The following is a 12442-nucleotide window of genomic DNA, read 5'->3' as shown; positions in this document are numbered from 1 at the left end:
CAGAATGCAAGAAGAAGCTTTCAGATGAAAAAACAGGTTCGATTTATCGACAACGGAAAATCGATGTAGAACCAGTGTTTGGGCATCTAAAGGCTCATTTGGCGTTCCATCGTTTCCATTTACGTGGAAAACAAGGAGCGAAGATTGATGTTGGTTTGGCTCTCATGGCACTAAATCTAAGAAAATTAGGAAAATATATGGAGAGAAAGAGAAGGGAAGAAGAAAAAACAAGCCCGATTTTGACATTCATCATCAAAATCGAGCTTGTTTTCTTTTTGAGAGTGGATTATGTCCCAGTCTCTGTTTTCTATTTTATAAACCAACACGTTCAAATATCGTGTCTACATTTTTTAAATGATAATTGTAGTCAAAGGCATCATCCAGCTCTTCTTTACTCAGTACTGAAGTGATTTGCTCATCCTGATCTAAAAGCGGACGAAAGTCCGTTTGATTATCCCAGGCGTAAGCTGTCTTCGGCTGAACTAAATCATAAGCTGCTTCTCTTGTCATACCATGATCAATCAGCTTTAAAAGTACCCGCTGGCTGTAGATTAATCCGAAGGTTGCATTCATATTTCGCTTCATATTCTCAGGAAAGACAGTTAGATTTTTGACAATATTGCCAAAGCGGTTCAGCATATAGTTTAAAAGCATTGTTGTATCTGGGATAATAATTCGTTCTGCAGATGAATGAGAAATATCCCGTTCATGCCACAACGAAACATTCTCGTAAGCTGTCAGCATATGACCACGAATAACGCGTGCCAGACCACTCATATTTTCTGAACCGATTGGGTTGCGTTTATGAGGCATCGCAGACGATCCTTTTTGTCCCTTTGCAAAAAATTCTTCCACTTCTCTGGTTTCAGACTTCTGCAGCCCACGGATTTCAGTGGCAAATTTTTCAATACTTGTCGCAATTAAAGCCATTGCAGAGAAATATTCAGCATGAAGATCTCTTGGCAGAACTTGTGTGGAAATTTCCTGCGGACGAATCCCCAGCTTCTCACAAACATATTTTTCAACAAAAGGCGGAATGTTAGCAAAAGTACCAACTGCTCCACTGATTTTTCCTGCTTCCACACCTTTAGCCGCATGTTCAAACCGTTCAATGTTTCGTTTCATTTCAGAATACCACAATGCCAGTTTCAAACCGAACGTAGTAGGTTCTGCATGAACACCATGAGTGCGTCCCATCATGACCGTATATTTATGCTCTTTCGCTTTTTCGCCAATAATATCAGCAAAGTTCTGTAAATCCTTGCGTAAAATATCATTTGCCTGCTTCAGCAAGTAGCCATAAGCAGTATCAACTACATCGGTACTAGTCAAACCATAATGAACCCACTTGCGTTCTTCGCCTAATGTTTCAGACACAGCTCTAGTAAACGCGACTACATCATGTCTCGTCATTTCTTCAATTTCCAAAATTCTGTTGACATCAAAAGAGGCATTTTCTCTAATCAGTTTGACATCTTCCTTTGGAATCTCTCCCAGCTCTGCCCAAGCTTCATCAGCTAAAATTTCCACTTCCAACCACGCCTGATATCGGTTTGTATCTGTCCAAATAGCTCTCATTTCTGGTCTTGAATAACGATCAATCATTGTTTTATCCTTTCTTAATCCCAAATGCTGGTTTGATATATATCTTCCAGTGTTTCAAACGTATCTTCTGTTAATACGGTGATGTGTCCCATTTTTCTTCCTGCTTTAGCTTCATCTTTTCCATAGTAATGGAAATGCCAGTCTGGCTTTTCAGTAATAAAATCCATTGTTTCATAAATTTCTTCTCCAATAATATTAACCATCACAGCTTCTGAAAGTAGATGAATCTCAGGAATAGACCAGCCGCAAATACCGCGAATATGAGTGTCAAACTGACTGAAATTACACGCCTCAATCGTATAGTGACCAGAGTTATGAGGTCTTGGCGCTAGTTCATTTACATAAATTCCGCCATTATTTGTTACAAACATTTCAACAGCCAAGGTTCCTGCCAGATTAACTTCCTCAGCAATCACCTGAGCTATTCGTTGTGCTTCTTCAATGATTTCCTCATCTACACGCGCTGGAGCAATTGTTTCATGAAGAATATTATTCCTGTGAATATTTTCTACTACAGGAAATGTCTGAATATCTCCCTTTCCATTACCTGACACCAGAACAGAAATTTCTTTTTCAAAAGGAATCCATGCTTCCAAAACACAGGTGCCTTCTTTCAGGAGATTCATGGACGGAGCTAAATCAGACGGGCTGTAAAGCACGTATTGACCCTTTCCATCGTATCCTCCTCTAGTGGTCTTCAGTACGCAAGGATAACCAATACCGTCAATAGCATCCTGAATATCAGTAGGACTGACAATCGTTGCATAAGGAGCAATCACTATATTATTGGACTCTAAAAAGCCTTTCTCCAGTAAACGGTCCTGAGTAATCGCCAACAAATCTGTTCCTTGAGGAATACTCACTAAATCCTGAATTTGGACAAGACTATCTACATCTACATTTTCAAATTCATAAGTCACAACCTGTGATCTATTGGCCAGTTCATTTAATGCATCTAAATCATTATAGGCTGCCAGCAAATGCCAGTCAGCTACTTGGGCCGCCGGGCAGTCTACATTAGGATCAAGTACGGCGATACGAAAGCCCATTTCTTTGGCACTCAAAGCCATCATTTTCCCTAATTGTCCACCGCCGACTATTCCGATCATCTGTCCTGGTAATACAGGATTATTCAAGGTCATCACTACTTTCCATCACGATCTGTGCAAGAGATTCGCGTCGTTTTTCTAATTTTTCCGCTATCTCTAAATCATACATGGAAAGCATCTGAACTGCAAGTAGTCCAGCGTTAGTTGCCCCAGCTTTTCCAATCGCTGTTGTCGCAACCGGAATCCCTCCAGGCATTTGAACAATGGACAAAAGGGAGTCCAGTCCATTAAGTGCTCGTGACTGAACTGGAACGCCAATTACCGGCAGCGTGGTTTTAGCCGCCACCATCCCAGGCAAGTGCGCCGCACCACCAGCCCCGGCAATGATTACTTTGATTCCCCGTTCTCTGGCAGATTCTGCAAATTCAAACATATAGTCCGGCGTGCGGTGAGCAGAAACAACTTTTTTTTCATAAGAAATCTGAAATTCTTCAAGTATCTCGCAAGCCAGCTTCATTGTTTCCCAATCGGAGGTACTCCCCATAATTACAGCAACTTTTATTGACATGACATATTCCTTTCTTCACCTTTTCTCTTTTCTATTTTAGCAACACCCACAATTACTGTCAAAGGAATATCGAATAATAAACAAAAAAACAACTATATTGTTCGTGTTTAATCAAGACTATTTAGCGACTCTATTCTGTATATCTAAAATTGAAGATTCCAAGCTACAAAACCGCTGTTTAAAAATAAAAACCAACAAAAATCGTTTGTTAGATTTTTGCTGGCTCTTGCTTTCTCTCATTGATTGATTACTATTTCTATTTATCTAACAGCTCTGGTTTCACTCCATTAAATAGAAGATTTAGAACAATAGCCGTAACACTGCTCATGACAATCCCATTTCCTGTAAACATCTTTATTGTTTCAGGCATTTTAGCAAATAGCTCCGGCATCATATTAAAGCCCAAGCCAAAACCGATAGATACAGCAATAATCAATAAATTCTTATCGTTTTCAAAATTAACCTTGGATAACATCCGCATTCCCTGTACAGCGACCATCCCGAACATTACAAGCATTCCACCGCCCAAAACAGGTTCTGGGATAATCTGAGCTGCTGCCCCAATTTTAGGAAGTAATCCCAAAATAATCAAAAATAATGCCGAAAAATAAATAGGCTTGCGGTTTTTAATTCCTGATAACTGAACTAAACCAACATTTTGGGAAAACCCTGTATAAGGAAAGGTATTGAAAATCCCTCCTAAAATCACAGCTAATCCTTCTGCTCGATAGCCCTTTTTCAATTCTTCTTCTCCCACCGGTTTTCCTGTAATATCGCCTAAAGCAAAATAGACACCCGTCGATTCTACTAAACTGACAATGGAAATAATAATCATCAATAAAATAGAGGAAGGATCAAACGTCGGCGTACCAAAGTAAAACGGCTGCGGAAAATGAAACCAGGTTGCAGAAACAATTGGCTCAACATCTACCATTCCTAAAAATGCTGCGAGAGCTGTTCCACCAGCTAAACCTACTAGTACTGAAATCGACCGGATAAACCCTCTACCCCACACTTGTATAATAATAATAAGTCCAATGGTTACGAAAGCCAGTAGTAAATTGTTGGCAGAACCAAATGTAGGAGCACTTGCTAATCCTCCACCCATTTTCTCTATCGCAACAGGAATTAGGGTCAATCCAATGACAGTTATTACTGTTCCAGTTACCAGTGAAGGAAACAGAACTTTAATTTTTGAAAAGATGCCGGATATTAATACAATAAAAATTCCTGCGGCAATAATCGAACCATACATTGCTCCAACGCCTTTGTCAGTTCCAATCATAATCAGCGGAGCAACGGCCTGAATCGCACAGCCCAAAACAACTGGCAGACCAATTCCAAAAAATTTATTTACTGTCAGCTGAAGCAGTGTAGCGATGCCGCACATAAAAATATCGATAGAAATCAAATAGGTCATCTGCTCCGCATTAAAGTTCAAACCAGTACCAATTAATAAAGGAACTGCAACTGCTCCCGCATACATTGCCAGCAAATGCTGAAGACCAAGCACTGCACTTTTCGCAGTGGACGTTTCATGAGCAGCTTCTGCACTCGTCATATTCTGTTCTTTCATTCTTAGGCATCCTCCTGAAGAAATTCAACTGTTTGATTTTTTAATGACGCAATACGAGCTAGAGAAACGACTTTTAGCCCCATATCCTCTAAAAGAGTTCGACCATCCTGAAAAGACTTTTCAATAATAATTCCAATTCCTAATACCTCAGCTCCAGCTTGCCGGCATAGTTCTACCAATCCTTTAGCAGCCTGACCATTTGCCAGAAAATCATCAATAATTAGAACCTTATCGCCTTCCTTTAAGAACTTTTTAGAAATAGAAACCTGACTGGTTACTTGTTTGGTAAAGGAATAGACTGATGCAGTGAGTAATTCTTCATCCATAGTTAAGCTCTTTGCTTTACGGGCAAAAATCATCGGAACCTTTAGCGCTTGTGCCGCATAAAGAGCCGGTGCGATTCCTGACGCTTCAATTGTCACAACTTTTGTAATTCCCTGTTCGGCAAAAACCTCCGCAAAACGTTTACCTATTTGCTCCATTAAATCCGGATCAACCTGATGGGTAACAAAGCTGTCAACCTTTAATACACCATCACCTAGTACTTGACCGTCTTTTTTTATTCTTTCTACTAATTCTTTCATTGTGTCGTTCTCCTCCCCAATACTAAAAAACCTCCTTTTTGCAAAGCAAAAAAGAGGTTCAAATCGAACACGCTTTTTCACCTATAGTCCGGCATTTACGGTGCCAGGTAGAGACGGTCATCCTTATCATGACCATATATAAGTTCAAAATATGATAATTTCTATTATCCACTAAATCCTTTAAAAAGCAAGAAACTATAACCAAAACTAAGCTTAGAATTTTCTCATAAAATAACGATTCAGGGCATTGTCAATGGTACGGATACCAAATGCTAATACTTCTCGGTAAAAATCAATTTACTTAAAATGATAAAAGTCCCTCATCTATCTGTCATTTTGTATTATCTTTCAACAAAAAAAGCTGGAACAATATTGTATCTCCAGCCCTTAAAACCAAATAAACGGTATTTCATAAATCAATTAATTGTTATCTGCTTCCTGTTCCTGCTTTCGATACTTTGCCATTTTCTTACTGAACAGCTCACCATTGGATGGCGGGGTATAGGTAATTGCATTGGCTCCAGCTTCGATTGTTTCCTGAATTGATTCTTCCGTCGGGCCACCGGTAGCAATGATTCCCAGTTCTGGATATTTCTTTCGGAAATAGCGGACTGTTTCAGCTGTCTCTTTACCAGCACTGATATTAATCAGGGATACACCAGCCTCCAGCTTATCATCCATTGGTGTATAACGGGAGGTCACCGTACTTACAACGGGAATATCAACTACGCCGCATACACTTTCAATGGTTTCAATTGGTGTTGGTCCATTCAGAACTACCCCAATTGAACCTTGTGCCTCTGCAAACAAACTCATATACACTGAACGAGCCCCTTGAGTCAGACCGCCGCCAACACCAGAAAACACAGGAATATCAGCAGCCTCAATAATACTTTTAGTGATTGCCGGATGTGGAGTGAACGGGTATACTGCAATAACCGCATCTGCATTAGTATTCCGAATAATTGCTATATCTGTTGTAAAAATAATCGAGCGAATTCTTTTACCAAATATTTTAATGCCGCTTGCTTGATTGATAATTTCCGGCACTTTAATAATATCCTGTTTTAATAATGTCGTAATTTCCGGTATCCATTCCTGGTCCATACTCTCTCCCCTTCACCGATTAGTGGTCATATTTGTAAAGCTTATAAGTCTCGATTACATGGATAACTTTTTCAGCATAGTCCGGATCTGTCGCATAGCCCGCTGCTTGAAGAGCATTAGCTGCTTCCTTATAATCATTAGCTAAAAGAACATTTTCATATAATCTTGGATCCCACGTTACACCATCCACAAAAAGACGTGTATGATCATCCATTGATTCCTCCCAAGTATCGTATACTCTGAAATCACCTTGAATCGTAACCCATAATTCGTTTATGTACTCTTTTGTTTCCAAATTCACTTTTTTCTGGTCGCCGTAAGCCTTGATTCCGAAAAGATTGTTATATTCAGAAGCAAGAGTACTCTGTCCCCAGTTCGACTCCAAAATTCCCTGACCAATAATTATACTTGGCAGTACGCCATAAGCAGCCTGAAGCTCCTCTGCATGAGGCCGAATTCTTTCAATAAAATCTTCCTGAGACACAGCTTTGTTATCCTGTGTTTTTACCGCTTCTTTAACCGTATTTCCTGTTAAAAAACGAAACGAGAAAAATCCGGCAATCAACAGCAACCCTAACAATAACACGGGAAACCTTTTATTCTTACGCCTTTTTACTTTCATAAAATCCCTACTTTTAATTTACTTTGTCTTTTGGTTAATTTTTTTGAAAATCAACCCATCACTACCACATGGAAATCAGCACATTATAACAAATTACCAATACAGAATCAAATCCAGCTTACTCTGTAACATAAGTTTCAACCAGGTTTTCATCCATCCAGTCCAGCAGCTCAACCTTTGAGCCTTCCAGCTGAGGCTGCAGTTTTGCTGGAAGTCGGAAGGTAACGATATCATCAAACCCCCACTCTCCATAAGAAATGGATACCTTCAAGTTGATAAAGCCTTCATCTTCTTGTACGGTTCCTGTTAACGGTAAAAGTTCGGCTCTGCCAACCTCGCTTTTCAGCCATTTTCTGGCAATAGAGGTTTTCATCCGCTTGTACTCAGCCACTGCGATATTTCTCTTTTCCGGAAATAGGACTGTCTGCCGCATAATTTTTTGCGTCAGCATCCATTCATAATCTGTAAACAAGTTCTTTACTTTCTGCATATCTTCACTCGGCAGATTTCCTCTGCCATTTTTCCAGCTTTCCCATTGTTCTTGATCAATATTAAGCTGTTCAGAATAGAATTGCTCCTCTGAAGAATATTGTTCCATTACTGCACTGACAATAATATCTATATATACTTGGTGCATACCAATCGCCTCCTCTTTCTATTCTACTTAAAATAACCAAAAAAAGCACTCATTTCTGTTTAAAAAGACGTGACTTTCTTCATTTTAAGTTGTTTTTTTCTCTTTTTATTACTTTTTTTAGTATAATAAACTGAAAAGAACCTTTAGGAGGATACAGATTTGACAAACTACAACTGGGGAATTATCGGACTGGGAGAAATCGCCCATCAGTTTGCAGCGGGGTTCCAACAAAAAAACAGCCAATTAGCTGCTGTAGCTTCCCGTACAATAAATAAAGCTGAAGAATTTGCTCAAAAATACAATATACCCGCTCATTATGGCTCCTATGAAGAGTTGCTTGCTGATAATACCATTGATATTATTTATATCGCTGTGCCAAACAAACAGCATATTCAGCATATTCTGCAAGCCTTGGAAGCCGGCAAACACGTGCTTTGTGAAAAAGCAATCACCATGAATAGCGAGGAATTAAAAGCTGCCTTAAAATTAGCTGAAGAAAAGCAATTAATTCTAGCTGAAGCAATGACTATTTTCAACATGCCTTTATACACTGAACTAAAACGAATCGCTGATACCGGGCGCTTAGGAAAGCTCAAAATGATACAAGCACCTTTTGGCAGCTATAAAGATCCGAATCCTAATAATCGCTTCTTTAACCCTGAATTAGCTGGGGGAGCTTTATTAGATATAGGAACCTACGCAGTTTCCTTTGCCCGTTGGTTTTTTACTGAACAGCCGAAGGTGGCAGCTTCATCAATGATTCCTTTCTCAACAGGAGTAGATGAGCAATCTGTCACGATTTTACAAAATGACAAACAGGAGATGGCCGCTGTGACATTAAGCTTTCAATCAAAAGCGCCCAAAACAGGAATCGTTTCCTTCGAAAATGCCTACATCACAGTGGAAGAATATCCTCGCGCTGATCAAGCACAAATTCATTTCAATGATGGAACAAAGGAGTCTATTGTTTCAGGAGACAGTCTTCAGGCGCTAAACTATGAAGCAGATAATATGATTAAAATAATTGAAGGCAAACTGCCCAACCGTTCTTTATTCCTGACTATAGATGTAATTGATATACTAGACCAGATGCAGCAGCAATGGCGAACTGAATAAGAAAGACCTAAATGAGCTTGAGACATCATCCATTCTCATCTTCATAATATTCATGAACAGGAATCTCTAAATATCCTGCGCCCTTTAACCCAATTGTCCCAGGTACCAACAAACCTAACGAACCTGTCAATAATTCTTTCCTATTTTATAAAAACATTGAATTGCTTTTTAAAACACCAAAAAAGTTATATAGTTTTTTTGGTGTTTTTAACTTTAAATATGTAAAGAAATGATTAATTAATCTTAAAATGCATACATATCTAATCAAAATATTTCAAAGAAAAAATGAGTAGGATATACTCTTCGTCCCACTCATTCTAGAAATTATTCATTTATCTTTCTGATTGTTCACTATTGGATAGTTTTTTCTGATACTCATCCTGAAGCTTTTTCACCTGTTCTTCGTCCAGCCTAACGGTACCATCTACTGCTTCTTTGTCCATAAAGCTCCCCAATAAATCCGCGAATTGTCTTGCCTGCCGCAACATGAAATCCTTTTCATATTCTGCCATAATAAAACTGTTCCTCCTTAATTGATCATACCAACTATCAGATTATTGCCACAGCTGTGATCTATCTGCTATATTCAAGCCACTCTTGCGCCGCTTTCAGCCATGGATGAACAACAATAATATCGTGTACCATGAGGTAGTTTATATAGGTTAAAGAAGCTGCCTCCAGCGACTCTTCCAGTGATTCCTGCAAGCTGTCAAGATATGGCGGTTCTCCAGCCTGATCCCATTTTATCTTATCTGCAACAAAAACTACCTGATCCATTTTATTCGCATGATTTTTAAGTGTTGTATGGCATTCAATAGCCGATAAGACATTTTCATCCTTAACTCCAAAAAACTCAGCCGCCATATAGCGTGACAGCTTTTGATGACTGATCATAGGCAGCAGCTCCTCCTCTTTGCAGATATCGATGCCCCATTCCTCCGCACGCATCAGCTTTTCCTTGTTGGGTATGACTACACTGATATCATGAAGCAGTCCAGCAGCTTCAGCTGCTGCAGGATCTTCTTTGAATCTTGCTGCTAGCTCACGTGCGCAAGCAGCCACTTCTATTGAATGCCGGGCAGTATCTTTGAACGTCTCTCCGAGATATGCAGTAACATCTCTCATCAAGTCGCCAGTAAGAACTGGCCGTTTTAGCTCCTGCATTCTATCCCTCCTCTTGCCCCTGTCTTAGATGTTCTTTGACAAATTCTTCTTTAATTTCAATAAATGACTGAAAAAGCTGAAGAAATTGAAAAAGCTGTGCCCGATTTTCAAACTCTTCCCTCGTTTTAGGTAGAGGCTTTTCCCGATAAGTCTCATAGACTCCTGCAATTTGATCCAGAATCTGACGACCATCATTATCCTCAGCAAAAGTCAGCGAAGTATATGCCAGCAGTTCTTTAATACTCTTCACTTGCTCTGCTTCTACTTTGACTTTTTCCAATAGCTTGAGCATATCCTTCAAAATTACACTTTGCATCTTTCTCATCGTGAAGTAGTCCAAATAGTAATTATCCTTAGACAGTAATTGATTTTCTGCATGATTCTTCGCCCAATCCTGTCCCTCTTTAATCAATGACTTTAACTGATTACAGCGATCAAACAAAGAGCGTTCTTTTTTCGTTTCGTTAAGGTAAAAAGCCATATCCTGTAGAATCTTTCTAAAAACTGCTTCAATAATTTCCTGGTCTTCCTTTAAACGTTTCTCCACATCCGGCATATACATATTCAAAAGCAGTGCCATTCCAACACCAATGATCATCAGCATAAATTCATTGCCAATCAATTCCCAGGACATTTGCTTTTCAATCAGATAATGAGTCACTAACACAGAGCTGACAACAATACCGTCAGAAAGCTTTAAGGCAACTGCCACTGGGATAAACAACAGTAGGTAGACACCAAAGCCCCATGGTGTAAAGCCCAAAATCTGAAAACAGATAAACGCGACAGCCGTTGCCAGTGCTAATGAAAACAGCCGGTAAATTCCTGTTAATAAAGATGTTTTTTTCGTTGGCGTTACACTTAACACTGAAATAATACCGGCGGATGCTGGATTTAATAAACCAAGAGCTGAAGCCAAAATCATGGAGAGCGCTGCACTTAATGCAGTTTTTATCGTTCGTAATCCTATCTTCATACTCAATCTCCTTATAAAATTGATAATCTTTGCTTCAATACTAGTAATTTTACCTCTATTTCGGTTATGATGAAATAGTAAAATCTTTTTTAGGAGAGAAAAAACATGGTAATTGGTCCATTCCGTTTAGGTATGCGGACATTAAAAAGTGCTTTGGCCGTTATGGTCTGTATTTTATTATTCAAACTATTTGACCGGGGTGCCCCGATGATTGCAGCGCTGGCGGCCGTTTTTTCACTACGTCAGGATTTAACTACTAGTCTTTCTTTTGGTAAATCCCGAGTGATTGGAAATTCTTTGGGCGGCGGACTAGCTTTACTATATTTCGTTGTGCAGCAGCATTTTTCAAATGATTTTCTCGTAGAACTGTTCTTTTTACCTTTTTTAGTCATTCTTGTGATTGTTTTATCCGACGGTATGGGCAACAATTCGGGGATTATTTCCGCCATTGCTACTATGCTCATGATTGCATTAAGTGTACCTCAGGGTGAGTCTATGTACTATGCCTTTGAGCGGGTATTGGATACATTTATTGGAACCTTTGTTGCCATCTCCATCAATTTTCTGATTCGAGCCAAACCCGTTGAAAAAGAACGGCAAATTGAAGAGGATCTGGCAGAGCTGGAGAAAAAAGAAAAAGAACTGGAAGAGCTACGAAAAAGAATTCAGGAAAAAAAAGATAGTGAAGGAAAAATGCCTTAAGGCTGTAATCTTCTAAAAAAAACCAGTATTGAGGATGTAAAACGCTCAATACTGGTTTTTTTATTTCATTTTTATAGAATTCTAAATGTTTTAACCGTTGCTAATCGAGTGATTGGATCTGTAACTGTTAAGGTAACTGAGCTTCCGCTTTTTTTAGCAGTTAGTATGCCATCTGCTGAAACTTCCGCATTTCCGGAAATATTTCCTGAAACAAAATATCTTGGAGTGGCTACAAATCCATTGAATACTTTGACATACTCAGTCAAATCAATGGTTTCTCCTGCAGATAAATTAGGAATATCGTTTACTTCAGGATACCTCATCTGTTCTTCTGTCAAAGAGTATGTTGTAAACTCGTATTCACCAAGCTGCCGGTTTAAAATATTGTAGTTAATCATAAAGCGAGCTTTGTCCATTAACTCATATTTATTATTTTTGATACTATTCACAACAGAATAATGCAGTCCTTCATTTTCAAAGAACGTAAATTGAACACTTTTTTCTATTCCGTTCACCATTGGATAAGAGCCGCTAATATTCTTATTAGGCGATACTATCACAACTGTACGCAGCTTCTCCGCCTCTGAAATTTCAAAAACATCATTATCAAAAGTATAATCAATACGTGCTTTTATTGTTTCATTTAAATTGATTTTGGTTGCCGTATCGGTAGTATTCCCATGGTCATCCTTAATCGTAAATTCATGTGTTGAGCTAAGACGTGTCACTGGGTCTG

15 protein-coding genes and 1 riboswitch are annotated in these 12442 nt (G+C 39.0%); of the genes, 3 read left to right on the top strand and 12 right to left on the bottom strand.

Translation table 11 applies throughout. From position 1 onward, the window contains the following. Window positions 1-410, top strand: a 410-nt coding sequence (locus ACPWSO_RS17830; RefSeq protein WP_426084925.1) for a transposase, incomplete at its 5' end; no start/stop codon positions are given. Here ACPWSO_RS17830 and purB read toward each other — a convergent pair. The 8 genes from purB to ACPWSO_RS17790 all read right to left on the bottom strand — a co-directional run bounded on the left by purB (window position 313) and on the right by ACPWSO_RS17790 (window position 7748). Further along, window positions 313-1605 carry an adenylosuccinate lyase gene (gene purB / locus ACPWSO_RS17825; protein ID WP_426084924.1) on the bottom strand — a complete coding sequence of 431 codons (1293 nt, stop codon included), beginning with the start codon at window positions 1603-1605 and terminating at the stop codon, window positions 313-315. The genes ACPWSO_RS17830 and purB overlap by 98 nt on opposite strands. Window positions 1606-1619: 14 nt before the next feature. Then, on the bottom strand, window positions 1620-2747 hold the full coding sequence (purK, locus tag ACPWSO_RS17820; protein ID WP_426084923.1) for a 5-(carboxyamino)imidazole ribonucleotide synthase: 1128 nt from the start codon (window positions 2745-2747) through the stop codon (window positions 1620-1622). After that, complete coding sequence (gene purE / locus ACPWSO_RS17815) at window positions 2734-3222, bottom strand: 5-(carboxyamino)imidazole ribonucleotide mutase (RefSeq protein ID WP_426084922.1); 489 nt, start codon at window positions 3220-3222, stop codon at window positions 2734-2736. Before purE ends, purK begins: the two co-directional genes overlap by 14 nt. Before the next feature lie 256 nt (window positions 3223-3478). Then, entirely contained in the window at window positions 3479-4798 is a 1320-nt protein-coding gene (locus ACPWSO_RS17810; protein WP_426084921.1) for a nucleobase:cation symporter-2 family protein, read from the bottom strand. 2 nt (window positions 4799-4800) lie between these two features. Then, window positions 4801-5382: a xanthine phosphoribosyltransferase gene (locus ACPWSO_RS17805; RefSeq protein WP_426084920.1), complete on the bottom strand. Its 582-nt coding sequence runs from the start codon at window positions 5380-5382 to the stop codon at window positions 4801-4803. Window positions 5383-5446: 64 nt separating this feature from the next. Then, a riboswitch (purine riboswitch) is annotated at window positions 5447-5544 on the bottom strand. Window positions 5545-5802: 258 nt separating this feature from the next. Continuing rightward, window positions 5803-6489, bottom strand: coding sequence for a hydrolase (locus ACPWSO_RS17800; protein ID WP_426084919.1), 687 nt, complete (start codon window positions 6487-6489; stop codon window positions 5803-5805). A gap of 19 nt (window positions 6490-6508) precedes the next feature. Beyond that, window positions 6509-7111 carry a glycoside hydrolase family 73 protein gene (locus tag ACPWSO_RS17795; RefSeq protein WP_426084918.1) on the bottom strand — a complete coding sequence of 201 codons (603 nt, stop codon included), beginning with the start codon at window positions 7109-7111 and terminating at the stop codon, window positions 6509-6511. Window positions 7112-7229: 118 nt separating this feature from the next. Continuing rightward, entirely contained in the window at window positions 7230-7748 is a 519-nt protein-coding gene (locus ACPWSO_RS17790; RefSeq protein ID WP_426084917.1) for a hypothetical protein, read from the bottom strand. Between the two features lie 159 nt (window positions 7749-7907). On the opposite strand from ACPWSO_RS17790, the gene ACPWSO_RS17785 reads away from it, so the two are divergent. After that, entirely contained in the window at window positions 7908-8864 is a 957-nt protein-coding gene (locus ACPWSO_RS17785) for a Gfo/Idh/MocA family protein (RefSeq protein WP_426084916.1), read from the top strand. 332 nt (window positions 8865-9196) lie between these two features. On the opposite strand, the gene ACPWSO_RS17780 is transcribed toward ACPWSO_RS17785, so the two are convergent. The 3 genes from ACPWSO_RS17780 to ACPWSO_RS17770 form a co-directional block, all read right to left on the bottom strand. Continuing rightward, complete coding sequence (locus tag ACPWSO_RS17780) at window positions 9197-9376, bottom strand: hypothetical protein (protein ID WP_426084915.1); 180 nt, start codon at window positions 9374-9376, stop codon at window positions 9197-9199. Window positions 9377-9437: 61 nt separating this feature from the next. Continuing rightward, window positions 9438-10028, bottom strand: coding sequence for a bis(5'-nucleosyl)-tetraphosphatase (symmetrical) YqeK (yqeK, locus tag ACPWSO_RS17775; protein ID WP_426084914.1), 591 nt, complete (start codon window positions 10026-10028; stop codon window positions 9438-9440). 1 nt (window position 10029) lies between these two features. Then, complete coding sequence (locus tag ACPWSO_RS17770; RefSeq protein ID WP_426084913.1) at window positions 10030-11004, bottom strand: aromatic acid exporter family protein; 975 nt, start codon at window positions 11002-11004, stop codon at window positions 10030-10032. 105 nt (window positions 11005-11109) lie between these two features. On the opposite strand from ACPWSO_RS17770, the gene ACPWSO_RS17765 reads away from it, so the two are divergent. Then, window positions 11110-11706 (top strand): FUSC family protein, encoded by a 597-nt coding sequence (locus ACPWSO_RS17765; RefSeq protein ID WP_426084912.1) that lies wholly within the window; start codon window positions 11110-11112, stop codon window positions 11704-11706. A gap of 71 nt (window positions 11707-11777) precedes the next feature. Here ACPWSO_RS17765 and ACPWSO_RS17760 read toward each other — a convergent pair. Further along, window positions 11778-12442: hypothetical protein (locus ACPWSO_RS17760; protein ID WP_426084911.1), on the bottom strand; the 665-nt coding region annotated here is incomplete at its 5' end.

The organism is Enterococcus sp. LJL51, from assembly GCF_049894025.1.
Classification (GTDB): Bacteria; Bacillota; Bacilli; order Lactobacillales; family Enterococcaceae; genus Enterococcus_L.
This window is presented reverse-complemented; position numbering and strand designations above follow the sequence as displayed.